The 25632-nt window shown below is 54.5% G+C and carries 23 protein-coding genes; 10 read left to right on the top strand and 13 right to left on the bottom strand.

Translation table 11 applies throughout. From position 1 onward, the window contains the following. Nucleotides 1–175: 175 nt before the first annotated feature. On the top strand, nt 176–1099 hold the full coding sequence (locus tag H650_RS01635) for a LysR substrate-binding domain-containing protein (RefSeq protein ID WP_016495954.1): 924 nt from the start codon (nt 176–178) through the stop codon (nt 1097–1099). 140 nt (nt 1100–1239) lie between these two features. Next, nucleotides 1240–3537 (top strand): FdhF/YdeP family oxidoreductase, encoded by a 2298-nt coding sequence (locus H650_RS01630; protein WP_016495953.1) that lies wholly within the window; start codon nt 1240–1242, stop codon nt 3535–3537. Nucleotides 3538–3602: 65 nt separating this feature from the next. Here the strand turns inward: H650_RS01630 and arsC are convergent, their stop codons facing one another. The 3 genes from arsC to H650_RS01615 are packed head-to-tail and all read right to left on the bottom strand — an operon-like array spanning nt 3603 to nt 5695. Beyond that, nucleotides 3603–4031, bottom strand: coding sequence for a glutaredoxin-dependent arsenate reductase (gene arsC / locus H650_RS01625; protein ID WP_016495952.1), 429 nt, complete (start codon nt 4029–4031; stop codon nt 3603–3605). Between the two features lie 8 nt (nt 4032–4039). Then, nucleotides 4040–5332, bottom strand: a complete 1293-nt coding sequence (locus H650_RS01620) for an arsenic transporter (protein ID WP_016495951.1) — start codon at nt 5330–5332, stop codon at nt 4040–4042. Between the two features lie 42 nt (nt 5333–5374). Next, entirely contained in the window at nt 5375–5695 is a 321-nt protein-coding gene (locus H650_RS01615; protein WP_016495950.1) for a metalloregulator ArsR/SmtB family transcription factor, read from the bottom strand. Nucleotides 5696–5909: 214 nt separating this feature from the next. Here H650_RS01615 and H650_RS01610 point away from each other — a divergent pair, with 214 nt between their 5' ends. Continuing rightward, entirely contained in the window at nt 5910–6584 is a 675-nt protein-coding gene (locus tag H650_RS01610) for a DUF2076 domain-containing protein (RefSeq protein WP_044489645.1), read from the top strand. 175 nt (nt 6585–6759) lie between these two features. Further along, complete coding sequence (locus tag H650_RS01605) at nt 6760–7722, top strand: DUF3829 domain-containing protein (protein WP_016495948.1); 963 nt, start codon at nt 6760–6762, stop codon at nt 7720–7722. 53 nt (nt 7723–7775) lie between these two features. On the opposite strand, the gene H650_RS01600 is transcribed toward H650_RS01605, so the two are convergent. From H650_RS01600 to H650_RS01580, 5 genes are all read right to left on the bottom strand, one after another. Then, the gene (locus H650_RS01600) at nt 7776–9470 is read right to left on the bottom strand and encodes a methyl-accepting chemotaxis protein (RefSeq protein ID WP_044489349.1); all 1695 of its coding nucleotides are present in this window, start codon (nt 9468–9470) and stop codon (nt 7776–7778) included. Nucleotides 9471–9624: 154 nt separating this feature from the next. Further along, the gene (locus H650_RS01595) at nt 9625–10743 is read right to left on the bottom strand and encodes an S-(hydroxymethyl)glutathione dehydrogenase/class III alcohol dehydrogenase (protein ID WP_016495946.1); all 1119 of its coding nucleotides are present in this window, start codon (nt 10741–10743) and stop codon (nt 9625–9627) included. Nucleotides 10744–10775: 32 nt separating this feature from the next. Beyond that, nucleotides 10776–11051: a metal/formaldehyde-sensitive transcriptional repressor gene (locus H650_RS01590; protein WP_016495945.1), complete on the bottom strand. Its 276-nt coding sequence runs from the start codon at nt 11049–11051 to the stop codon at nt 10776–10778. Nucleotides 11052–11311: 260 nt separating this feature from the next. Then, a complete protein-coding gene (locus H650_RS01585; RefSeq protein WP_016495944.1) occupies nt 11312–11677 on the bottom strand; it encodes a hypothetical protein in 366 nt (121 codons plus the stop codon). 762 nt (nt 11678–12439) lie between these two features. Beyond that, complete coding sequence (locus H650_RS01580; RefSeq protein ID WP_016495942.1) at nt 12440–13069, bottom strand: LysE family translocator; 630 nt, start codon at nt 13067–13069, stop codon at nt 12440–12442. Nucleotides 13070–13342: 273 nt separating this feature from the next. Between H650_RS01580 and H650_RS25620 the strand changes: the two genes are divergently transcribed. Further along, nucleotides 13343–13684 carry a hypothetical protein gene (locus tag H650_RS25620; protein ID WP_071925195.1) on the top strand — a complete coding sequence of 114 codons (342 nt, stop codon included), beginning with the start codon at nt 13343–13345 and terminating at the stop codon, nt 13682–13684. A 178-nt stretch (nt 13685–13862) separates the two neighbouring features. Here H650_RS25620 and H650_RS01575 read toward each other — a convergent pair whose 3' ends face one another. After that, complete coding sequence (locus H650_RS01575) at nt 13863–15188, bottom strand: MFS transporter (RefSeq protein WP_370447795.1); 1326 nt, start codon at nt 15186–15188, stop codon at nt 13863–13865. Nucleotides 15189–15380: 192 nt separating this feature from the next. Then, nucleotides 15381–15911 carry a cytochrome b561 gene (cybB, locus tag H650_RS01570; protein ID WP_044489644.1) on the bottom strand — a complete coding sequence of 177 codons (531 nt, stop codon included), beginning with the start codon at nt 15909–15911 and terminating at the stop codon, nt 15381–15383. Nucleotides 15912–16101: 190 nt separating this feature from the next. Here cybB and gap point away from each other — a divergent pair, with 190 nt between their 5' ends. Both gap and H650_RS01560 read left to right on the top strand, forming a co-directional pair. Next, nucleotides 16102–17103 (top strand): type I glyceraldehyde-3-phosphate dehydrogenase, encoded by a 1002-nt coding sequence (gene gap / locus H650_RS01565; RefSeq protein ID WP_016495939.1) that lies wholly within the window; start codon nt 16102–16104, stop codon nt 17101–17103. A gap of 51 nt (nt 17104–17154) precedes the next feature. Beyond that, complete coding sequence (locus tag H650_RS01560) at nt 17155–18081, top strand: alpha/beta hydrolase (protein WP_016495938.1); 927 nt, start codon at nt 17155–17157, stop codon at nt 18079–18081. Nucleotides 18082–18115: 34 nt separating this feature from the next. Here the strand turns inward: H650_RS01560 and aldA are convergent, their stop codons facing one another. The 3 genes from aldA to H650_RS01545 all read right to left on the bottom strand — a co-directional run bounded on the left by aldA (nt 18116) and on the right by H650_RS01545 (nt 21259). Further along, the gene (gene aldA / locus H650_RS01555) at nt 18116–19555 is read right to left on the bottom strand and encodes an aldehyde dehydrogenase (RefSeq protein WP_016495937.1); all 1440 of its coding nucleotides are present in this window, start codon (nt 19553–19555) and stop codon (nt 18116–18118) included. A gap of 200 nt (nt 19556–19755) precedes the next feature. Continuing rightward, a complete protein-coding gene (locus tag H650_RS01550; RefSeq protein ID WP_016495936.1) occupies nt 19756–20556 on the bottom strand; it encodes a YdcF family protein in 801 nt (266 codons plus the stop codon). Between the two features lie 253 nt (nt 20557–20809). Continuing rightward, nucleotides 20810–21259 (bottom strand): GNAT family N-acetyltransferase, encoded by a 450-nt coding sequence (locus H650_RS01545; RefSeq protein WP_016495935.1) that lies wholly within the window; start codon nt 21257–21259, stop codon nt 20810–20812. 241 nt (nt 21260–21500) lie between these two features. Here H650_RS01545 and H650_RS01540 point away from each other — a divergent pair, with 241 nt between their 5' ends. The 3 genes from H650_RS01540 to H650_RS01530 are packed head-to-tail and all read left to right on the top strand — an operon-like array spanning nt 21501 to nt 25628. Continuing rightward, nucleotides 21501–23153, top strand: coding sequence for an MFS transporter (locus tag H650_RS01540; protein ID WP_016495934.1), 1653 nt, complete (start codon nt 21501–21503; stop codon nt 23151–23153). Nucleotides 23154–23172: 19 nt separating this feature from the next. Further along, entirely contained in the window at nt 23173–24255 is a 1083-nt protein-coding gene (locus tag H650_RS01535; RefSeq protein ID WP_016495933.1) for an HlyD family secretion protein, read from the top strand. Continuing rightward, a complete protein-coding gene (locus H650_RS01530) occupies nt 24252–25628 on the top strand; it encodes an efflux transporter outer membrane subunit (protein WP_016495932.1) in 1377 nt (458 codons plus the stop codon). The genes H650_RS01535 and H650_RS01530 overlap by 4 nt, the downstream gene beginning before the upstream one ends. The last annotated feature ends 4 nt before the right edge of the window (nt 25629–25632 follow it).

Here is a 25632-nt window from a genome sequence, read left to right as displayed (position 1 = left end):
AGATTATGGAACAGCGCCGCCAAAAACCCTTATCAACATGCAGGTTACGTCACATTGCGGGCAGAATCCGTTTGTAACTCAAAGAGATTAGATGTTAATAATATTTTGCTATCTGGTTATCAAAATTAAACAACTTAACTTGCCAGCGGTTCTGCACGGTTTTTAACATCATCTTATGGAAAAAAACGGTCTGTTTTCACAGCGCATTCGTCTGCGCCATTTGCATACATTCGTTGCCGTCGCTCAACAAGGAACTTTGGGGCGCGCGGCTGAAACCCTTAACTTAAGTCAGCCTGCGCTGTCGAAAACCCTCAACGAACTCGAGCAACTCACCGGTAAGCGCCTGTTTGAACGCGGCCGCATGGGCGCGCAACTCACGCTGGTTGGCGAACAGTTTCTTACCCACGCGGTTCGCGTTCTGGACGCGGTTAACATTGCCGGGCAGTCGCTGAGCCACAAAACCGAACTCAAAAACGACCTGATCCGTATCGGCGCGCTGCCGACCGCCGCGCTGGGGATCTTACCGGCGGTCATTGGCCAGCTGCACAAGCAGCAGCCGGATATCACCATTCAGGTTGCCACCGCCAATAACCCGATGATCCTCGCCGGGCTGAAATCCGGTGAACTGGATCTGGGCATTGGTCGCATGTCAGACCCGGATTTGATGAGCGGCTTGAGTTATGAACTGCTGTTTCTCGAGTCGCTAAAACTGGTGGTACGCCCGCGACATCCATTGCTGCAAACCACCGTCACGCTAAGCAAAGTGCTGGAATGGCCAGTGGTGGTCTTGCCGGAAGGCACCGTGCCACGGCAAAACACCGAGGATCTGCTCGCCAGCCAGAACTGCGCGCTGCCGTCTGGTTGCCTGGAGACGCTTTCCGCGTCGCTGTCACGCCAGCTCACGGTGGAATATGACTACGTGTGGTTTGTCCCTTCCGGTGCGGTAAAAGATGATTTGCGGCTGGGCTCGCTGGTCGCGCTGCCCATTACGCCGCCCGGTATTGGCGATCCGATTGGCATCATCACCCGCGTGGATAGCCCCCTGCCACCTGCCGCTCACGCGCTGATTGCTGCGATTCGCAAAACGATGCCGGGTTGATCCCGGCTGGCTTATCTTCTCTTCCGTTTGCGCAACAGGTGAACAGCTCGTTAATTGTGTGATAAAAATAGGTTGTTGAATAAGGGTTGTTGTTACGCAACTTACACTAACGCTGTAACAATCCGCAGCCGGAAGAAGAGATGAAATTCAAAACCGCAATTAAACCCTACCACGCTGCTGCCGGTGGTCTGGGCTCGCTGGAAGCGACAACGCGCTTCGTTATTGACAGTAAAAACGCGCTGAAAAATATGCGCAACCTGTTGCGCATGAACAAAGCGCGCGGCTTCGACTGCCCCGGCTGCGCCTGGGGTGATGATAATAAAAGCACCTTCAGTTTTTGCGAAAACGGCGCGAAAGCCGTGACCTGGGAAGCGACCCGTCGCCAGATTGACGCCACCTTTTTTGCGCAACACAGCGTGACAGCGCTTAACCGCCAGAGCGACTATTTCCTTGAATACCAGGGCCGGCTGACCGAACCACTGCGTTACAACCCGCAAACCGATCACTACGAACCAATTTCCTGGGACGATGCGCTGGCGATGATTGGCGAGCATATTAAGGCAATGGATAACCCCAATCAGCTCGAACTGTATACCTCCGGCCGTGCCAGCAACGAATCGTCCTGGCTTTATCAGCTGTTTGGCCGCATGGTCGGCACCAATAACTTCCCGGATTGCTCCAACATGTGCCACGAAGCGAGCGGCGCGGGGCTGAAACGCAGCATTGGCGTGGGTAAAGGCACCATTCACCTGGCTGATTTTGAGAAAGCAGACGCCATTTTTGTCTTCGGGCAAAACCCCGGCACCAACCACCCGCGTATGCTGCACAGCTTGCGGCACGCCGCCGATCGCGGGGCGCGCATTGTCACCTTTAACACCCTGCGCGAACGCGGTCTTGAGCGATTTGCCGATCCGCAAAAACCGCTGGAAGTGGTTACGCCGATGGCGGGTGCGATCAGCTCATCTTACTATCAGCCCAATCTCGGCGGTGATATGGCGGCGGTGCGCGGAATGGCGAAAGCGTTGCTGGAAACACAGCGCCAGCGGCTGGCTAACGGTGAAGCGAGCATTTTTGACGATGCCTTTATTGCGCAGCACACCCACGGCATTGACGCGTGGTTTGCGCAAATCGATGCCACCGACTGGCAGACCATTGAGCAACAGTCCGGTCTCACTCAGCAACAGTTGCGCGACGCAGCCGCCATCTGGCAGAACGCAAAACGGGTGATTTGTACCTGGGCGATGGGTATTACCCAGCATAAACACTCGCTGGACACGGTACGGGAAATCACCAACCTGCAACTGCTTGGCGGTCACTTAGGCAAACCGGGCGCGGGGTTGTGTCCGGTGCGCGGGCACAGCAATGTGCAGGGCAACCGCACGATGGGGATTGACGAAAAACCGCCGGCTGCCCTGCTCGACAGCCTTGCTCGCCATTTCAGTTTCGAGCCGCCGCGCGAGCACGGGCACCATACGGTAGAGGCCATTTCGGCAATGCTGCGTGACGAAGTGAAAGTGCTGCTTGCCCTCGGTGGCAATCTGGCCGCCGCCGCGCCGGATACGCCACTGACCTGCACCGCGCTGCGCCGTTGCGGGCTGACGGTCTACATCAGCACCAAACTGAATCGCAGCCATTTAATGCCGGGTAAACAGTCACTGATCCTGCCGACGCTTGGCCGAACCGAAGAAGATATGCAGGCAAGCGGGCGTCAGTTCGTCACCGTGGAAGACTCTTTCAGCATGGTGCATGCCTCTGAAGGCATTGGCAAACCGCTGGCCGCCACGCAGCGTTCGGAAACCGCGATTGTCGCTGGCATCGCCCATGCCACGCTGGGCAGTGACAAGGTTGACTGGCTGGCGCTGGCGGGTGATTACAACCTGATCCGCAATCATATCGCCGCCACAATTCCCGGCTTTCAGAACTTTAATGCTCGTTGCGAAGAACCAGGTGGTTTCTGGCTGGGGAATGCTGCCGCAGAGTTGCGTTTTAATACGCCTTCCGGCAAAGCGGAATTCAGCGCCGCCGCCCTGCCGCTGTCGGTCTGCCCGGAGACGCTAGCGCCGTTTGTCCTGCAGACATTACGCTCGCATGACCAGTACAACACCACCATTTACGGGCTCGATGACCGTTACCGTGGGGTTTATGGGCAGCGCGACGTGCTGTTTATGCATCCGCAAGATATTCACGCGCTCGGGCTGAATGATGGCGACCGGGTGGATATTGAAACCCAGTCGACTGATGGCGTGCAGCGCCGCGTTGAGGATTTCCGTCTTGTCGCTTATGACATCCCGCGCGGCAACCTGGCGGCCTATTATCCGGAAACGAACCCACTGGTGCCGCTGACGCGTTTTGGCGACGGCACCGGTACGCCAACCTCGAAATCCATTCCTGTCATTATCACGCCGGCAAAAACACGCGAAACGCTGCGTATTGCCTGATCGCAACGCCCGCGTTCGGCGGGCGTTCTCAAAAGCGCTTCCTGTTTAACCGGTTTACGGATGCATTACGGCGCGATCCGCTTACCGTTGCAATCAACAACCTGCTCCCCATCCTCTTTCGTAAACGCGCCTTTCTGCGCTTCAGGCAGGATCTCCAGCACCACTTCCGACGGGCGGCAAAGGCGCGTACCGCGCGAGGTAACAACAATCGGGCGGTTAATCAAAATCGGATGCTCAAGCATAAAATCGATCAGCTGAGCATCGGTGAAGCGATCTTCTGCCAGCCCCAGTTGTTCGTACGGCGCAACATTTTTGCGCAACAACTCACGCACTGAAATGCCCATAGCGCCAATCAGTGTTGTGAGTTCATCGCGCGAAGGCGGTGTCTCAAGGTAGTGAATAATTGTCGGCTCCACACCGCTGTTGCGGATCAGCGCCAGCGTGTTGCGCGAGGTGCCGCAGTCAGGGTTGTGATAAATCGTAATGTTGCTCATAAGTACTCTCACGACAAAGGAAAAGAGAGGCGCAATGCCAGCGCCACCAGCGTGACAAAAAGAACCGGCAGTGTCATCACGATACCGGTTCGGAAGTAATACCCCCAGCTCACCGCGATCTTCTTCTGCGCCAGCACATGCAACCAGAGCAGTGTCGCCAGGCTGCCAATAGGCGTGATTTTCGGCCCCAGATCGCAGCCAATCACATTGGCATAAATCATCGCCTCTTTAAGCACGCCCGTTGCGCTGCTGCCATCAATCGACAGCGCACCAATCAGCACTGTTGGCATATTGTTCATTACCGAAGAGAGGAATGCGGTAATGAAACCTGTGCCGATGGTGGTCGCCCATAAGCCCTTATTGGCCAGCAGATTCAGAACCCCGGAAAGGTATTCGGTGAGCCCCGCGTTTCGCAGCCCATAGACCACCAAATACATGCCCAGCGAAAAGACAACGATTTGCCATGGTGCACCGCGCAGCACTTTGCTTGTATCAATCGCTGCCCCTTTTTTGGCGACGGCAAACAGAATAAGCGCACCAACAGCCGCAATCGCACTCACCGGAATACCGAGCGGTTCCAGCACAAAAAAGCCTGTCAGTAGCAGGATCAGCACTACCCAGCCGGTGCGAAATGTCGCCGGATCTTTAATTGCGCGGGCAGGTGCTGCCAGTTTATCTGCGGCATAATTTTGCGGAATGTCGCGGCGAAAAAAGAGGTGGAGCATGGTAAGTGTCGCCGCGATTGCCGCGATGTCCACCGGCACCATGATGGAAGCGTAGGCGGTGAATCCCAGGTGGAAAAAGTCTGCCGATACGATATTGACCAGATTCGAGACAATCAGCGGCAGACTGGCGGTATCGGCAATAAAGCCTGCGGCCATCACGAACGCCAGTGTGGCTCGCGGGCTGAAACCAAGCGCCAGCAACATGGCAATGACAATCGGTGTCAGGATCAGCGCGGCACCATCGTTGGCAAACAGGGCTGCAACCGCCGCTCCTAACAACACAATATAAGTGAACAGCAACCGCCCGCGCCCGTTGCCCCAACGTGCAACATGCAGCGCTGCCCATTCAAAAAAACCGGACTCATCCAACAGTAAACTGATGATAATGACGGCAATAAACGTCGCCGTTGCGTTCCAGACAATATTCCACACCACCGGAATATCGCTCATATGAATCACACCGCAGGCCAGCGCCAGCACCGCGCCAAGCGTTGCGCTCCAGCCAATACTCAACCCTTTGGGCTGCCAGATAACCAGCACGAGTGTGAAAATAAATATGCTTCCAGCCAGTAACATTTCAGACTCCATGATATACGGATTTATGCATATGTTTTGTTATCAGCACGAACCCAAAGACACTGATTGCAGTTTGGCTCGCGTCTCTTTACGCAAGCAATCCCATGCTGTATCGATGGTTGCTGCCGCCCAGGCGGGCATATGAGGTGACAGCCGATAATGGATCCATTTTCCTGCTCGTCGATCAACGACCAGACCATATTCACGTAACATCGCAATGTGCCTGGAAATTTTAGGTTGCGACTCCCCCGCCGCTGCGCAAATATCACATACGCAAAGTTCGCCGGACTCTCTGAGCAACAGCAGGATGGTTAACCGCGTTTCATCGGCGAGAATTTTAAAAAGCTGAACGGGTTGCAGCATGCCTTTACCTTAATGACGCCAAAGAACATATATGTTAATTCATATGTATTGCTTTTTGAAGAGACAACGAGAATCACCGGAACATCTGGCCTTTCACATCATTTTTTTTGCCCAGCTGCAACCAATGTTAAACAAACATTTCACTCATCGGACACGTATTCATGGCACTGATAAACTCAACAGTATCTATCACAGCGATCGGAAGGTTATTGCCATGCAATATGAAGAACAGCAGCTTATCAACGGCCTTTTCCAGCGCCTGAAACAGACCGAGCAACAGAACGGCCAGCGCGACGCCGAGGCTGAGCGTCAGATAGCGGAATTTGTGCGTCAGCAACCTGCCGCGCCGTACTATATGGCGCAATCGATCCTGATTCAGGAAGCGGCGCTAAAACAGCTCCAGAGCAAAGTCCAGCAACTGGAAAGCGAGCTGGCGGCGCAAAAAAGCAAACCGCAAACCGGCGGTGGCAGTTTCCTCGGCGGCCTGTTTGGCGGCGGGAGAAGCCAAAGTCCACAGCCGGAAAATAACTGGAATGCACCTCAGCAGCCGCAGCAGGACTATTCCCGTTCGGCGGCACCTGCGCCACGCGGGAGCGGTTTTATGGCCGGGGCCTTACAAACCGCGGCGGGCGTTGCCGGTGGTGTGGTGCTGGCCGAAATGCTGACCAGCATGTTCCATCAGTCCCGCCCGGAAGAGATTGTGAATATTATTGAAGAACCGGCGACGGCGGCGGGTAATTCGTCGTTTGAAAACACGCAGAACGACAACTTTAGTAATGCCTCCGACACCCGTTTTCTCGATCAGAACGATTCGTTCGGCAATGACTCTTACCAGAACGATGATTTTGATGACACCGATTACAGCGACGATGACGACAGCTTTATTTAACGCTGCCCACGCCTGAACCTGGCCCGGTGGCGCTGTCTGCCGGGCAATTTCTCCCCCTTTTTAAAACCTACCAATTCAGGTGGCATGCCCCTTGCCAGTCGGGCATTGATGCTAACCTGTGCGGCGCTCAGCAAAAATGAGTCGGTTTTTTCTTTTTTCGGACAAGGAGAATGGGATGTTCATCGCCAAACCTGTCGCACGTACGCTGGCGGTTGCCGCCTGCCTGCTGGCACTGTCAGCCTGTGACGACAAAACCACCAAAACGCAAGAAGCGCAGCCGTCAGCCGAACAGGCCGAAGTGCTGAAGTACAACGAATATATTGCTGCGGCTAACATGACCTCGGCCAACTTCGGTAAACAACTTGCTGAATACCAGAAGTACACACAGCCCGCTTTCGATGGCAAAAAGAAAATGGATGATCTGTTTTTTACTGAACCGCTCTCTATGGGGCGTATTAAAGAACATCTGGATAAAGCGCACAGCATGAAACCGGATATGCCGGAACTGGATGAACCGGGGCGTCTTTACAGCGAAGCGCTGGCAAAAGCCGAACCGGTAAGCCGCGATATGTACAACTACATCAGCGCAAAAACATACAAAAGCGATAATGGCGCTCACGGTCGCGAGATCCAACCCGCGTTGTTGAGCAGCATGCAGATGCTGGTCGTTGCGCAGGCAAATTTCTTTGAAGGTATCGAGGCAAAAGATCGTGCTCGCATTAAAGCGGAATTCGAACGTACGCAAAAAGGCACGCTTGAGCACGCGCAAATGGGGATGGTCTACTACCTGAAAGAGAGCCTGGATGCCGCCGGTGGCGTGCTGGATGGCAAAGGACTGGGCGATAAGAAGGCGGCATTCAAAGAGGCGCTGGATCAGTTCAACAGCATGGCTACCGCTTACGATGCCAAAGTACGCGAAAGCAACAAAACGGGCTGTTCGAGTCTTCTGTCTAAAGCCAATGACTATCTCTCCACCGGCCGTGACATTATTGAGCGCACCGAAAATGGCGAGTACGAAAAAGATGCCAAACAGTCAACGCAGTTTCAGCTGATGCAATCGCAGCAGACACAGGACGCCCAGTCCCTGCTGCAAAACTACAACAATATGGTCAGCGCCTTAAACACCAACCAGTGTTAAGATTTTGCGCATAAAAAAGAGGCCGTCCGGCCTCTTTTTTGTTTTCTGCATACTCAGAACGTTTCCCAGTTATCACCCTGCGCCAGCGCCGGGCGCTGTGGCTTGAAGGTTTTGCTGGTTGGCGATGCCGCATTATTCTGACGCTGCGGTGCCGCATCAGTTAAACGGAATGCCCCCACGGCTTCGGTCAGACGAGCCGCCTGCTCTTCCAGCGAAGCCGCCGCCGCCGAGGCTTCTTCTACCAGTGAGGCGTTCTGCTGGGTGACGTTATCCATTTCCGTGATCGCCTGGCTCACCTGAGTGATGCCTTTGCTCTGCTCATCAGAAGCGGCGGCGATCTCCAGCATGATATCGGTCACGCGCTTAACGGCTGTGACGATCTCACCCATGGTTTCACCGGCGGAAACCACTTCTCCGGAACCTTGTTCAATTAAGCTCACGGATTCGCTGATCAGCGCTTCAATCTCTTTCGCCGCCTGCGCACTGCGGCTTGCCAGCGTACGAACCTCGCTTGCCACCACCGCAAAACCACGCCCCTGTTCGCCAGCGCGCGCCGCTTCTACCGCCGCGTTAAGCGCCAGAATATTGGTCTGGAAGGCGATGCTGTTGATAACCGCTGTGATTTCGGAAATTTTGCGCGAACTGTTGGTGATATTGCCCATCGTTTGCACGACGCCAGAAACAATCTGCCCACCTTTGGTCGCTTTGCCGGAGGCATCGCGTGCCAGCCCGCTGGCATGGTGCGCGTTGTCGGCGTTCTGCTTCACGGTCGCGGTTAATTGCTCCATGCTGGCAGCCGTTTGTTCAATGGCCGCAGCCTGTTGCTCAGTACGGGAAGAGAGATCGGTGTTACCGGCGGAGATCTCGCTGGTGCCGCGATAGATCTCTTCCGCGCCCTGACGCACCGTCGCGACTGTGGTGACTAGTGAATGCTGCATCGCTTGCAGATCGCTACTCAGACGACCAATTTCGCTACGCCCGGCAGGCTCATCGGCTACCGTTAAATCCCCGGTCGCGATGCGAGAAATGCGCTGAGCCGCACGTTGCAGCGGGTTAATCACTACGCTGCGCAATACGGTAAAGGTGATAACCGTCAGCACCAGCGCTAACGCAAAGGCGGCAGCCATAAACATCAGCCCAAGCTGGGTGCGGCTGTGAGCCTCTTCGGTCAGGCGCTGCGCACGTGCGGTACGGATATCAATGGCTTTTAACAACACTTCGTTATAAGACGCATCCAGCTGGCGCGCCTGCTCACTTTCGTGGTTAATGATCGCTTCAAACATGCCGTTTTTGGCATATTTCAGCATAGGTTGCATGCCCGCGATGTAGGCATTAAAACGGGTGGTGAGATCGCCATCCAGGGCAAGGTCCGCCGGAGTTTTGACCGGGCGTTCCATATATTGATTAAAACCGTCCTGTGACTGCTTCATGCGTTTTTCTGCTTCAGCCACGTTGTTTTTCATATCTTCCATTTCGGCGATGCGACTGGCCGCGCCGGCGTGGATCAGGCTGATACGCGCTATGCGTAAGTTATTCGAACTGTTGGATAATCCCATGCGCACCTGGATTTCCTGTGTGACATCCTGCTGATCGCGATCCGCTTGCATCAGGAAGTAACCCGCCAGACCGGAACTTAATGCAAATAGCACTAAGATGCCGCCGAGAATGGAAGAAAACAGGGGAACCAATCGAATATTGTGCATAAAACCAATGCCTTGTGTTCTTTGCATCGCTGCTTTTTTATCCATGGCTATCGACTCTCATATATGTCTGATACGTACAACAGGAATGATATATAGGCATCGGCAATAATTGGATTATTCTTATGGCGAAAAGCGCGTCAGCGGTCACAGATTTGGAGTTTGGTTGCGCCAGCGGTGACACCGCTGGCGTGAGGGAGCGTTACTTTTCGCCGAAATGGATAACGGTGCGGATAGATTTCCCCTGATGCATCAGCTCAAAGGCATCGTTGATCTGCTCCAGTGGCATACGATGTGTAATGAAGGGATCGAGGCGAATTTTGCCCGCCATCGCATCTTCTACCATGCCTGGCAGCTGTGTACGACCTTTCACACCGCCGAAGGCGGAACCGCGCCATACACGCCCCGTCACCAGCTGGAATGGACGGGTGCTGATCTCCTGCCCTGCGCCCGCCACGCCGATGATGACGCTCTCGCCCCATCCTTTGTGGCAGCACTCAAGCGCGGCACGCATGACGTTCACATTGCCGATGCACTCAAAACTGAAGTCCACACCGCCGTCCGTCATTTCGACAATCACGTCCTGGATTGGCCGGTCGTGGTCTTTCGGGTTAATAAAGTCGGTTGCGCCCATCTCTTTGGCGAGAGGGAATTTATCCGGATTGGTATCGATCGCCAGAATGCGTCCCGCTTTCGCCTGAACAGCGCCCTGGATAGCCGCCAGACCGATGCCGCCGAGGCCAAAGATTGCGACCGTATCGCCCTCTTTGACTTTCGCCGTGTTATGCACCGCGCCAATGCCGGTGGTTACACCGCAGCCCAGCAGACAGACTTTATCCAGCGGCGCTTGTTCGTTAACTTTCGCCAGCGAGATTTCCGCGCAAACGGTGTATTCGCTGAACGTGCTGGTGCCCATGTAGTGATAAATCGGTTCGCCGTTATACGAGAAACGGGTTGTACCATCCGGCATCAGGCCTTTGCCCTGCGTGGCGCGAACGGCCTGACAGAGGTTGGTCTTCCCGGATTTACAGAACTTACACTCGCCGCACTCCGCCGTGTAGAGCGGAATAACGTGGTCGCCCGGTTTCAGGCTGGTCACCCCTTCGCCGACTTCCACAACGATGCCGCCGCCTTCATGGCCGAGTACCGCAGGGAACACGCCTTCCGGATCGTCGCCAGAAAGCGTAAATGCATCGGTGTGGCAAACGCCGGTGTGTGTGATGCGCACCAGCACTTCACCCTTTTTTGGCGGCGCTACGTCTATCTCGACGATTTTGAGCGGTTGACCCGGCCCAAAGGCCACAGCTGCACGTGATTTCATAAGTCGCTTCCTTTTTGTATATGGCTTATTGCTTATTTTAGATAAGAGCGCAGAAGATGACCGACTTCCGCCATGCGCACCGCGCGTTGATCAGCAGTGGTTTCGCCGGTGACCAGCTCATCTTTGAGGTGAATTTCAACCATTTCGCCCATCAGACCATTGGCTGCGCCGCGCACGGCGGCGATTTGCTGCAAAATCGCGATGCAGGGCTCGCCGCTTTCCAGCGCACGCTCTAATGCATCAACCTGGCCACGAATGCGACGAACCCGCGTAAGCACGCGTTTTTTATCTTCTGGTGAATGGGGCATGGGGCATGCGACCTCCTTGATACTATAGGGGGGTATGGTAACTTTTAATTTAGTATGGTGTAAACATTAGGTTTATATGGGTATCAGAAGGTTAGGCGTTTCAGTACAACGACCTGTGAAGCATAAAAGGGGTTTCGCCGTCCCAATTCGCCCCGGTTGCGAATATGAACCAGCCGGATCAGGAATAACCGCTTTCCTTTTTCACCGCGAATAAAAAAGCCCCGGCGAATGCCGAGGCTAGTGATAAGACCAGGGTAGTATTACCACTTCAGATCTTGTTTTGATGCCTTTTGATTTTCGTTGTACATCATTTCAATAGTCGTGTAGTTACACATATCCAGTGCCGAATGGCAGTATGTCTTAATGACTTTATCCATTATTTTTCGGTCTTTCGCCTGTGAAGCCTCTTTGAACGCGCGCAAATTCTCCTGCTCCATCATTCTTAAAGTCGTTTCCTGACACATATTGAGCTTGCTATTGCAGTAATCTTTCTGAACGCGATCTTGAATGTACTTAATAACTTCCGCTTTCTGCGCCTCTGAACCATCAAAATCCATCGGATGAATGAATTTTGCGAAAGATAAAGAAGGCAGGAAACAGATAAAAAGCAACAGTGATTTTTTCATAAACATCCTTTTATTATTTATCAGAAACATGTCGTTACATTACATCAAATCAGTTTGTTTGGCACTTCGCTGATAGTAAAAAATCCCGCCCAAAGCGGTTTTTATCGGGATGATGTATAAAAACAACTTATCAAACATTCGTTATGCATTGCCCTGTTTTATTCGGTTGTACAATATTGATGCGCAAATTCATCGAAAACGTGATCGCGATGATATGCACTGTCAAAGCCGCCTCATCTACAGCGCTCACGGTATGTTTCAATGCCAGCCAGTGCGAACGATAACGTTCACACCAGCCTGTCTGCTCAACTCCGCACCAGCGTATTCCTGATATGTTCCATAAAGGAGTACGCAAAGGTAATATGCCCTTCTCAGCGTATGATCGCATCGATGCTATGGGAGAGAGTTATTTTAATCATTAAAAACGTGGGGCTCTTTTTTATCTGCTTCGTGGCTGCATTTTGTTTATCAATATATGGAATGCCGCTCAATAGCTTAACCGTTGGCGTTTCAGACTGGGCTTATGCAACCTTTCGCCCGTTGATTTCCACGCCTTATGAAGCCGATGCCGATCCCACCTCACTTTGCATTTGTCATTATGCTATGTGTTTATGCATCGATTATGTTCGTGATCGTTAAATTAATTCTTCGCACAAAGAAGAGTTAATAACTCGCGTTCTTAATACAAGCAACTATTGTCGCCAGCGTTTTGACCGACAATATTTCTCAGGTTGCCACCCCCTGCGGTACTCAGCCTCAGTTTTACTTCACCAGCGACGAATAAATCAGCTTGATCCCTAAAATACTCAGTACCGTGGCCGAGGTTCTGTCCACCGCTGTTTTGATGCGCAAATACACGCGGCGCGGTTTCTCGGATGAAAGCAGCAGCGCCACCAGCGAATACCAGCCCGCATCAATCACAAAGCTCATTAGCGGGATCACATAATAGAAGACCGCTGGAATAGAGGCTGGCAGCAGCGCGGTGAAAATAGACGCGAATACGATAGCCGTTTTCGGGTTGCTTAACTGAATAAACAACCCATCACGAAACGTCTTCCACAGCCCTTTGGGTGCGTCGTTATGGTTCACAGAGAGCGTCAATGGTTGTGACGCGCCGCGAAAAATCTTCACCGCCAGCCAGATAAGATACGCGCCCCCTGCTATCTTTAGCGCCATATAGAGTTCCGGCACCGCATTCAGCACCCTTTGCAATCCCAGCATCGCCATCAGCGCAAAAGTCGCCGCGCCAACCCCCATTCCCAGCGAGGTGACTAAACCATGCACACGTGAATGCGCCAGTGAATTACGCGCAACGTAAATAAAACTCGGACCTGGGCTCATTACCCCCATCATTAGCACGGCGGCGATCGCAATCAGACTGGACAACAGCACGGGAAACCTCCTGACAAGGCGAGACTAAAGTGACGTGATGACTCTAGCAGAGAGAAAACATAATGTATTCACCGGAAAAGGTGAACAATCGTAAAAATATATTGTACAAAACCCCACCATTTTTGTTTGATATCAAAATCCTAAGTAAATTTAATTAAATATATCGTAGGTTAATCAGTGCAATATTAAATATAAAATTTAACTTAGGACTGGCGCGAATTATTTGATAAGATTTTTCTTAGTGAGACATTATGCTATTAGCAAGGAGAACTTATGCGCTGGGATATTACGGATATGCTGCTTTCCCCAACGACCGGCACGGCGTTTGCTGTCGCCAGGAATAGCGAGCATCTGTCGGTTATTGTCTGGTATCGCGGCAACTATTTTTTGCGACCAAACAACTACTTACATACTGATGGCGCACGGGTATCCATTGATGGAAAACCACAGAATTTTCGCGTTATTCATACCATGCCCTTTTTCCCTGCTATCTGGCGGACTTTAAAAACCAGTTGTCATTGTCCTGGTAATGATAACGTTTCATTACGGAATTGTGAAAAGCAGCAGACGTGTTTATTCGAACTTTGTCCCTATGGAATAAAAATGATTTCCTAGGTTAATATCACGTTGATATTTATTCCCCGAACGGACAAATAAATATTCCCCTGTAGATGTAAGCGAAAGAAAATCATCGGCCATTGCGCGCACCCGCCACGTCCTGCTCCGTGACGGATATGCGCAATATCCTGTTTAAGATTTACCTGATAGCCCGGCGGGCTCCTCCGGGCAAACGTCAGCGTTTTAACGGCTGCCCTGCGGTTTCGCGGGCGCGCAGCACTGTCAGGAAGGTGATGAGCGCCGCGCCCATCACATAGAAGGCGGGCGAAAATTTATCGCCGGTGCTGGTAATGAGCCAGGCGGAAAACCAGGGTGTGATGCCGCCAAAGAAGGCGACGGCAAAGTTATAGGCGATAGACAAGCCGCCATAGCGCACGCTGGTGGGGAAAAGTTCCGCCATTGCGGCGGTACAGGCGCCATCAAACGCGGCGATAAACGCCCCCAGCATCACCATTGCCAGCACAGCAGAGAGCACATCACCGTTCGCCATCACCATCATGGCCGGGTAACTCAGCAGAATAAACCCGGCGCACCCGGTCAGCATTAACGGTTTACGGCCATATTTATCCGACAGATAGCCCATAAACGGCACCAGCACCGCCACGGAAAAGAGACCAATCGTGGTGATGGCGTAAGCGTTAAGTTTCGAGAAGTGCAACTCGGTGGAGAGATAACTCGGCATAAAGGTTTGCAGCGTCCAGTGCCCGACCGCTTTGATCACCACAAAACCGACGCAGAACAACAACGCGCCCCACGCAGTGGTTACCGCTTTACGCAGCGGCGCGGATTCGGTTTGCCCGTTCTTCATGGCGTCGAGAAATTCTGGCGAATCTTCCAGATGTTTTCGTAAATACAGACCGACCCAGCCCAGCGGCCCGGCAATTAAAAAGGGAATGCGCCAGCCCCAGTCGCTCATTGTGCTTTCACCGAGCGTTGCCGTCAGCAGAAAGACCAGCCCGGAGCCGACGACAAACGCCATAAAACCAAAGTTATCGATCCAGCAGGTGAAGTAGCCACGGCGCTCCGTGGGGGCATATTCCGCCAGGTAGGTTGTCGCGCCCGAGCTTTCGCCCCCTGCGGCAAAGCCCTGAATCAGGCGCGTTATCACAAGCAGCACCGTCGCGGTAATACCAATCTGATGATAAGTCGGTAGCAGCCCCATTACGAAGGTGGCACCGGAGGTGAGCAGGATCACCGTTGCCAGCACTTTTTGCCGCCCTTTTCTGTCGCCCAGCGAACCGAAAAACAGCCCGCCAAGCGGGCGCATAATAAAACCCGCGCCAAAGACCGCGAACGACGAAAGCAGTGCGACGCTCGGATCGCCCGCCTGGAAAAACTGCAGGCCGATAATGGCGGCGAGCGTGCCATACAGGCCAAAGTCAAACCATTCGACAAAGTGACCAATGCCGGTGGCGAGCAGCACTTTGCGTAATTTGCGCGATCCGGCAGCGTGTTCTTGTGTTGCCATCCGATCAAGAGACTCCTGTACTGGCTGTGTCATATCCCCTCCGCCCGATAGTGTTTCTATAATAGATATACTATCTACACTGCTTGTACGAATTGCGCACAGCACGGATGGCGTAAAATGTGATTTCCGCCCTGCTTTTCAATGTGGAAAACCCGACAGGATCACATTTTAGACGCGCAGAAATGAAAAGGCCCCGCAGGATGCGGGGCCAGCAATGAGGAAGCGTTAACCGCGTTTTTTTGGCATCATACGCAGCAGCGTGTTGTCTTTAAAATAGTAGTGATGCGCCAGCGCCGCACCGGCATGCAACGCAATGACAAAATAGCCGACATTGGCCAACAGCTCGTGGAACTCTTTAAGCGTATCCACCAAATCATAATTCGCTTCGGCGGCATACGGCATCGTAATACCGAAAGCAATCCACGGACCACCGCGGTTATACATCATCAGCAGGCCAATAACGGGCAAGGCAATAAACAGCAGGTAAATGACCAGATGCCCAAGGTGCGCCAGCCCGGTCATCAGCGCGGACGGTTTCGGCTCAATCGGCGGCGTCGGGCTTTTCAGCCGCACCAGCAGACGCGCCAGCATCAGCACCAGAATTGAAATGCCGCATGAAACGTGTACCAGATTGAAATACGGACGATAGCTGCGCGGGAAGAATCCGCGTAGTTCCATGGCGCAATAAGCGCCAATAACCAGCAGGAACACCAGCCAGTGAATGGCGATTTGTAATCCGGAATATTTGCTACGCATAAGGAACCCCAAAACGAACGAACCGGCGTTCAACATACCGGGCTTTCCTTAAAAATTCATTAACTTTTCCTTATCATTTTTCAGGGACTTACCGCTGCCTGAATGGGATTCATTTGCCCAATAACGCCCGCCAGGTTATCACTAAATAAGTGCAAAACGGTGATTCATTACATTCTGATGGAGAAGATCGATGAGCAAAATTGGCATTAATGGATTCGGGCGCATTGGGCGCCTGGTGTTACGTCGCCTGCTGGAAACCAACAGCGGCGCAGAGGTGGTGGCGATCAACGATCTGACCTCACCCAAAGTGCTGGCCTATTTGTTAAAGCATGACTCCAACTACGGCCCGTTCGGCTGGAGCGTGGATTTTACCGAAGACGCGCTGATCGTTAACGGCAAAACCATCACGGTATATGCGGAAAAAGAGGCGAAAAATATTCCGTGGCGCAGCGCCGGTGCGGAGATCATCGTTGAGTGTACCGGTTTTTATACATCAAGCGAAAAATCGCAGGCGCACATCGACGCCGGGGCCAAAAAAGTGCTTATTTCCGCTCCGGCAGGCGAGATGAAAACTATCGTCTACAACGTTAACGACGACACGATTAATGCGCAGGACACCATTATTTCCGTGGCTTCCTGCACCACCAACTGTCTCGCGCCGATGGCCAAGGCATTGCAGGATAATTTCGGCATTAAAGTCGGCACCATGACCACCATCCACGCCTACACCGGTACGCAGGCGCTGGTCGATGGCCCGCGCGGGAAAGATCTGCGCGCCTCCCGCGCCGCCGCGGAAAACATCATTCCGCACACTACCGGTGCGGCGAAAGCCATCGGTCTGGTGATCCCGGCATTGAGCGGCAAGCTGAAAGGCCACGCGCAGCGCGTACCGGTGAAAACCGGCTCCGTTACCGAACTGGTATCCATATTAGAGAAGAAAGTGACGGTCGATGAAATTCATCAGGCACTGAAAAAAGCCACCGAAAATAATGCATCTTTCGGCTATACCGACGATGAGATCGTCTCGTCTGATGTTATCGGCAGCCATTTTGGTTCCGTTTTTGACGCCACGCAAACCGAGATCACCGAAGCTGGCGGTGTACAACTGGTCAAAACCGTCTCCTGGTACGACAACGAATATGGTTTTGTCACTCAGCTGGTTCGCGTACTGGAAAAATATCGCGCGCTGTAATCTCTCCATCCACGCCGGGTAATAACCCGGCGTATTCAAACCAGGCAGCACATGAGAAATATCAGCCCGGAAGATTTACTCACCCTGATGAAAGTAGCGGTACAACACGCCACGACGTTCCCCGTCTGGCCAACCGGCGAAGCTCCGGGTGCCGCGGTAAGCCCGGTGAAGTTTCAGCTTGAAGAGCATCATACCGGCCCCTCGCCTTTTGACCGATCCGTCACCGGCGTACGCGCTCCGCACATTACTGTCTACGCGCCACAAAACCCGAACGGTGTCGGTATTCTGGTCACGCCTGGTGGCTCTTATCGCCGCGTGGTGCTGGATAAAGAAGGCAGCGCGCTGGCCCCCTGCTTTAATGCCAAAGGTTACACTCTGTTTGTCATGACCTACCGCCTGCCCGGCGACGGGCATGAGGAAGGTGCGGACGCGCCGCTGGCCGATGTGCAACGCGCGATACGCGTCATTCGCGCCCGTGCGCAGGAGTGGCGACTCGATCCTGAACGTATTGGCATTATGGGTTTTTCCGCCGGCGGCCACGCCGCAGCCAGCCTTGGCACACGCTACAACGAAAACGTCTATCACCCCGTTGATGAGATGGATAAGCAACACGCCCGCCCGGCGTTTATGGCGCTGGTCTATCCGGTTATTACCATGCACCAGGAGATTGACCACCCGATGTCACGCCAGCAGTTGATTGGCGATACGCCGGGCGACGAACAGATCCGTCGCTACTCCGCAGAGCAAATGGCCGATGAAAACACACCGCCGACCTTTCTGTTGCACGCGGTCGATGACCCGGCAGTGAAAGTGGAAAATAGCGTGGTTATGTTCAGCGCCCTGCGCCGCCTTGGCGTGCCGGTTGAGATGCATCTGTTCGAACAGGGGAAACACGGTTTTGGCATTCGCGATGCGCTGGGCTTACCGGTGGCAATATGGCCGGAACTGATGATGGCGTGGATAGCAACCAAAGTATGAAACGTGCCCCCGCCATGCGCGGGGGCTACGGATATCAGGACTGCAGATAGACCATTTGCGTTTGCAGATACTCGTTCAGGCCGTGGCGTCCATCCGCCCCACCAATGCCCGATTTGCGCCAGCCCGCATGGAAACCCTGCATCGCTTCGAAATTCTCGCGGTTAATGTAGGTTTCACCAAACTTCAGCCCTCGCACGGCTTTCATTGCTGTCGTCAGATCGCGGGTATATACCGACGACGTGAGGCCATAATCGCTGTCGTTGGCCATCGCCAGCGCCTCTTCCAGCGTGTCGAACGCAACCACCGGCAGCACCGGGCCAAACGTCTCTTCATGCATGATGGCCATCTCCTGGCGCACATCGAGCAGCAATGTCGGCGGGTAAAAATAGCCTTTGCCGGCGACCGCCTTGCCGCCGAGTACCACGCGCGCGCCTTCAGACACGGCGCGCTCGACCTTCTCTGCAACGCGTTGCAGTGCCGCCGCATTGATAAGCGGCCCCATCGCTATATCGTTGCGCTGCGCCGGATCGCCAAACTGTACCGCTTTCATCGCTTCGCCAAGTCGATTGACAAAGCGGTCATAAATGCCTTTTTGCACATACACGCGTTCGGCGCAGTTACACACCTGCCCGGTGTTAATGACGCGGGAATCAACAATCGCTTTCACGGCCAGCTCAAGATCGGCATCATCAAAAACAATTGCCGGCGCTTTGCCGCCCAGTTCAAGACACACTTTGGTGATGTTTTTCGCCGCTGCCGCCATGATTTTCTCACCCGCGCCAACGCTGCCGGTCATGCTGACCATCGCCACTTTCGGATTCCCCGCCAGCTCCTGCCCAACGGTTTCCCCGCGCCCGAGCACCAGGTTAAAAACGCCTTTTGGTAAGCCGACATCATGGACGATTTTCGCGAAGGCGATCGCGTTGTTCGGTGTGAATTCGCTCGGTTTAATCACGATGGTGTTGCCGGTAATCAACGCAGGCGCCATTTTGCGGGCAATCAGGAAGAACGGGAAATTCCACGGCAAAATGCCAGTGGTGACACCCAACGGGCGTTTAAAGACAAAGATATTTTCGCCCGGACGGTCGCTTTGCAGAATTTCGCCTTCATAGCGCCGCGCCCACTCGGCCATATAGTCGATGTAATCGGCGGTAAAGGAGACTTCCACCTCCGCCAGTTGCTGGATTTTTCCCCCTTCGGCGACAATCAGCGCGCTAATCTCAGACGCTTTTTCACGAATACCCGCCGCGATTTTGCGTAACCAGCCCGCGCGCTCAATAGCGGGCAGCGCTTCCCAGCCTGGCTGCGCACGTTCTGCGGCGTCAATGGCCTTACGCGCGTCTTCGGCGGTGCCATCGGGAATACGCGCCAGGATCGCTTCGGTTGCCGGGTTGATAACATCCAACCACGTATCGCCTTGCCAGCTCACGAATTGACCATCGATAAACATAGGGTGCTGTACCGGTGCTGTCATGCCTCGCTCCTGTAATAACATTGTTTTTAACAAGTGAATTCGTTGTTAAAAATCTATCCGCGCACGACATTTTTCCTACAGACAGGGGCAGCTTTTGTGAGAGAACGCATAAAAGGGGCGCTAAAAAGCAACAAAACCGTGACAAGTACAGCGGAGGAAATGCCCGTTTGCGGCAACGTCTGCGCAAACGGGCATTGGGGTTACAAAGCGCGGCTGCCGAGCGCCGCAGTAAGCGTGGTATCGGCCATTAAAACCTGCCACGCAGCGTCGACTTCCTCCGGGAAATCAACATGAACGATAAAATCACGGCCGTTTGGCCCGTAGCCATTAGCATCATCGCGCAGACGCGGCACTTCCCCCAGCAGCAACGACAAATAACGCTCAACCGACCATAAACCTCGCTGCTGCGTCTGGAATGCCAGCCCCTCAGCCGTGTTGGTTAACTGCGGAGTAAAGCCGGGCCAGCTCAGCCAGTGCGGCGCATCGTGACACTGCTGGCTGACGCGGGCAAACGTCGCCATTGTGCGGCGCTGCATGGTGGGATCCTGCACCACCATCACGGTTTTCGGTTTTACCCCCTGCGACATCAGCATATCGATGCTGAACCTGGCGTTCTCGCCGCAGTTGGTGGATTTGTCCTCAATCAGGATCTGTTTCGCATCAATCTGCCAGAACTGGCGCGCGATATCGGCCAGAATAGCCGCTTCGCCGCGCCCGGTGGTACGCACGACGTTATAGCGTGGATGCCGGGCGACAGCCGAATAAAGAAACGTGGTGGAGTGCCCCACGCCACCGCTTATCAGAAGCGGCGTTTGCTGCGCCGCCGCCAGTGAGCAGGCGGCATCAATCGCAGGAATGACAGCATTACCCGCGAGGATCACCACATCAGCCCGCACGGGCGTGGGCTTACCGACAAAATCATTTTGCGCCAGCCATGCACCCAGCGTATTTGCCGCCGCCAGCGTGCGCTCTGATACGGCAGGAAAAGTCGTCATCAGCATAGAACCTCCTTCGCTTTAACTTACAGCCTACCGCGTCAACACCCGCAGAACAGGGGATCACTCCGAATCCTGTTCGCAGCGGTTCAGGTAAGTTTCTGTAGCCTTTTTGAAACATGTGCAATAACCCACGATGCAGGGATTACCGCTGTATCTGCCCCATTGAAGACAGCGCCTGTAACCCGGCGTTAAGCAGGCAAAACGGCATACTTTTATGCTGCACGCATTCGTGCACTAACGAAACCGCACCTACCGGTCACAACGCTTTTTCGAAACATACCGCTTCCGGCCTGCCAATATAGGTGCCGTAGTTTTCACGGATCCGAAAGCCGTTGCGCTGATAGAAATCAACGGCACGCTGGTTGATTTTGCGCGTCTCCAGCCACAGCGCATGAAAACCGCGCTCCCGCGCATGCTGCTCAAGCGCGCGTAGCAACCGAGCGCCTACGCCGCGCGTACCGGGGCGCGCATACATGCGCTTGATTTCACCGATCCCGGCGGACAATTCACGAACCGCAACGCATCCCACCGCCACCGCGTTTTCTTGTGCCAGCAAAAAGAAGCCCCGCTCACCTAAGGCTGCGGCGTCAAACGAGGCTCTGCCGCTGCTGCCTGTGAGGTGTTGCAGGTAATCGGAAAGCGCGTCCTGAAGTTGCAGGCATGCAGGCTCGCTTGCCCCGGTAAGCGTAATGGTTAGTGCACTCATAGTGACGTTGTCACCTATAGTTGTTTATTTTTATCAATAAAGCAGATCACTTAACGTCAGTAACCTATATTTTTCTTATGCGCTTGCATTGACTTTGACGGCACAAGTAGAATCATTAGCCCGCTAACCATTCACATTAACAACCTTTGTTTCTATATGGATTACAGCTGTCCCCGACATCTTCATACGCGCACAACTTACCGTCGCGAACGATCACCCTTAGCCCGGTCAGGAAAATGTAATGCGTTTGCCGAAAAGCGACCCGTATAGCCCACGCGAATGGCAGCCGCATGAAAAACCGATGCTGCTGGGTTCGCCTTCCACCCCTTATCACAGCACTCCGCGCCGTATCGCCTATGGTGTCGTTGGCCTGCTGGTTTGCATGACCGGCGCGCTCGGCAACGCGATGGTGACAGCTAATCTGCAAAACCTGCAAGGCACGTTTGCCGCCTGGTCGACGGAGATCGCCTGGCTGCCCGCCGTGTATGTGATGACCAATGTGTCAATTAACCTGCTGCTGGTAAAGTTTCGCCAGCAATACGGTCTGCGCGCGTTTACCGAAGGGTTTCTGGTGCTGTATGTACTGGTGACCTTCTTCCACCTGTTTATCAACGATCTCAGTTCTGCCCTGTTTGTCCGCGCCGCGCACGGCATGGTGGCGGCGGCACTCAGTTCGCTCGGCATTTACTATCAGATTCAGGCCTGGCCGGCGAAACATCGCTTAAAAGCGCTGACCATTGGTATTACCGGTTCGACGCTGGCGATTCCGATTGCCCGCCTCTTTTCTACCGAGCTGCTGCAACTGGATGAATGGCGCGGGCTGTACCTGTTCGAACTTGGGCTGGCGCTGCTCTCGCTTGGCTGCGTGATCGCCTTAAAATTGCCGCCGGGAGATCGTAAAAAAGTGTTTGAAAAGAAAGATTTCATCACTTTCTTTCTGCTCGCACCAGGCATGGCGCTGCTGTGCGCGGTGCTGTCGCTGGGTCGGCTGGACTGGTGGTTTGAAGCGCCCTGGATCGGCTGGGCGCTGGCAGGTGCCGTGGTGCTGATCGTCTCGGCGATAGCCTTTGAACACAACCGCAGTAACCCACTGCTCAACACCCGCTGGCTCTCCAGCGGCAGCATTGTGCGTCTTGGGCTGATTATGCTGCTGATCCGCATTGTGCTCGCCGAGCAGAACACCGGCGTGTTTGGCTGGCTGCAATATGTTGGCCTGCAAAACGAGCAAATGACCAGCCTGGCGTGGTCGATCCTGGCGGGTATCATCTGCGGTATTACCGCCAGTTGCCTGACGATTAAACCCCAGCGACTGGCATGGCCGATTGTCACCTCGCTGGCATTGATGATTATCGCCTCGCTGCTTGATAGCCAGTCCACCAGTTTGACGCGTCCCAATCAGTTGATGGTAAGCCAGTTTTTACTCGGTTTTGCCAGTGCGTTTTTTATCGCACCAGCGATGCTGGCAGGGATTGGCGGCGTGGTGGCGGAGCCGCGCAACCTGGTCAGTTTCTCGGTGCTGTTTGGCATGAGCCAGAATATCGGCGGGCTGCTGGGTTCGGCGATCCTCGGCACGTTTCAGACATGGCGGGAAAAGTATCACTCCAGCCTGTTAGCGGACCAGCTCACTACCTTAAACCCACTGGTCAATGAGCGTTTGCAATATTACAGCCAGATGTTTCAAAGCCAGCTTGGCGACAGCACATTGCTTAGCGCGCAGGCGGTGACGCAGCTGCAAACGGTGTCGACGCTGGAAGCGAATATTCTGGCTTACAACGATACTTATCTGCTGACGGCCAGCATTGCTGCCGCCACGCTGATTTGGATTTTATGGCGCTTGTTGCGCCTGCGTATTACTGCCCGCCTTGTGTTGAAGCGGGCCACTGGGAGCAAATAATAATGTTACTGGAGTGTCTATGAGCCAGCAGGATGCCGCCAAAGAGCGGGCCAATACCCGCAGCAACTTACGTGTGGTTTCTCTTTTTTCCGCCGCCGCGATTGGCCTGGTGGGCGTACTGGTGATCCTTTACGCCTGGCAGTTGCCGCCGTTTACGCGCCATACCCAGTTTACTGATAACGCCTATGTACGTGGCCAGACAACATTTATCAGCCCGCAGGTGAACGGCTACATCACCGACGTGCCGGTACAGGATTTCGCCGTCGTGAAAAAAGGCGATCTGATTATGCAGATCGATGACCGAATCTACCGCCAGCGCGTCGATCAGGCGAAAGCCACGCTGGCGATGAAGCTGGCTGCGCTGGATAACAACCTCCAGCAGCGAAAAAGTGCGCAGGCCGTCATTGCCCGCAACGAAGCCGCGCTTGCCAGCGCCAAAGCGCAGGATTTGAAATCCCAGGCAGATTTAAAACGCGTGAAAGCACTGACCGCAGACGGCTCGCTCTCCATTCGTGAACGCGACGCCGCCCTCGCCACCGCCGCGCAGAACACCGCCAGTATTGCCCAGGCACAAGCGACGCTTGAGATGTCGCGCCAGGATTTGCAAACCACCATCGTTAATCGCGGGTCGCTACAGGCAGATGTGGAAAATGCCAAAGCGGCGCTTGAACTGGCGCAAATCGATCTGCAAAACACCCGTATCGTCGCCCCTCGCGACGGGCAACTGGGGCAAATCAGCGTGCGCCTTGGCGCGTATGTCACCGCCGGAACGCACCTGACCTCGCTGGTGCCGTCGCAACGCTGGGTGATCGCCAACCTGAAGGAGACGCAACTGGCAAATGTGGTTGTCGGGCAGCCAGTGCGCTTTACCGTCGATGCGCTGGACGGGCGCAGCTACCACGGGCGCGTGGAGAGCATCTCACCGGCCACCGGCGTGGAATTTAGCGCTATCAGCCCGGATAACGCCACCGGTAACTTTGTCAAAATCGCCCAGCGCATTCCGGTGCGTATCCAGGTGGAGGCGAAACCCGACGAACTGGCAAGGCTGCGCCCTGGAATGTCGGTGCAGGTACATATTGATACGCGGGAGGCAGAGCAATGAAGCGGCGTCTCACCGTTGTCGCGTTGAGTCTCACCCTTGCCGCTTGCCAGTCTGCCGATGTTCAGCAAGCCCAACCGTCGCTGCAGATCCCGGCGGCCTGGCGCAGCGAGGCGGGTCTGGTCAGCAAAACGGATAGCGTCTGGTGGCGCAACTTTCACGACAGCCAGCTAAACCGCTATGTCGACCAGGCACTACGCCACAACAGCGACGTGCTGATCGCCCGCGAGCGGGTCAATGAATATCAGGCGCGGGTTTACGCCGCCGACAGCGCCCTGTTCCCCGAACTGGACGCCGGAATTTCCGGCACCCGTGCCCGGTCGCAATCTGCCGCGACGGGTTTACCCGTTTACAGCACCTTGTACAAAGGCAATCTGACGGCCAGTTATAACGTCGATATCTGGGGAGCCAGCCGCAGCGCGTCTCGCGCGGCAGACGCCTCGCTGGAAGCCCAGAAAGCAGCGGCAGCGGCGGCTGATTTGACGGTGGCGACCAATGTCGCTTCCGGTTATCTCACGCTGCTGTCGCTGGATGCGCAATTACAGGTCACGCAATCCACGCTGGCAGCGCGGGAAGATGCGCTCAAACTTGCCCGGCGACAGTATGAGACCGGCTATACTTCCCGGCTGGAGCTGATGCAAGCGGATTCCGAGTTGCGCAGCACGCGCGCGCAGATCCCGGTGCTGCAACATCAGATAAGCCAGCAGGAAAATGCATTGAGTGTGCTGCTGGGTAATAATCCGGCTGCGGTGAATCGTGGCGAATTTGCGGCGTTAACACCGCTGACATTGCCCTCGCAGTTACCGTCAAGTTTGCTCAACCGGCGGCCGGATATTGTGCAGGCACAGCGCCAGTTGGTTGCCGCCGATGCGACACTCGCCGCGTCGCAGGCGAAATTACTGCCGTCGATTAATCTGACGGCAACCGGCAGTATGCAGGACGATACGCTGCCCGGTTTGCTGGATAATCCGCTACGGTTGTGGAGCATTGGCGGCAGCATTCTTGCCCCGTTGCTTAACCGCCAGGCGCTGAATGCGCAGGTCGATGTCTCGATGTCGCAGCGTAATCAGGCGCTTTACACCTATGAAAAAACCGTGCGCAACGCGTTCAAAGAGGTGAACGATAGCCTTGATGCCATCACCCGTCTGGGCGAGCAGCTCACCGAGCTTGCCGGGCAAGTCGATGTCGCGCAGGAGACGTTACGCATTGCGCAAAACCGTTATCACAACGGTTATTCCTCTTATCTGGACGTGCTGGACGCCCAGCGCACGCTGTTTTCCGCTCAACTGAGCGCGGTACAGGTTAAAAACAATCTGTTACTGGCGCAGGTGGATCTCTATCGCGCACTGGGAGGTGGCTGGTCCGGGCTGAATTAAGTTT

The organism is Enterobacter sp. R4-368 (assembly GCF_000410515.1).
In the GTDB taxonomy this organism is placed as follows: Bacteria; Pseudomonadota; Gammaproteobacteria; order Enterobacterales; family Enterobacteriaceae; genus Kosakonia.
The sequence above is the reverse complement of the archived record's forward strand: the minus strand, read 5'-3'. Positions and strand labels throughout refer to the sequence as shown.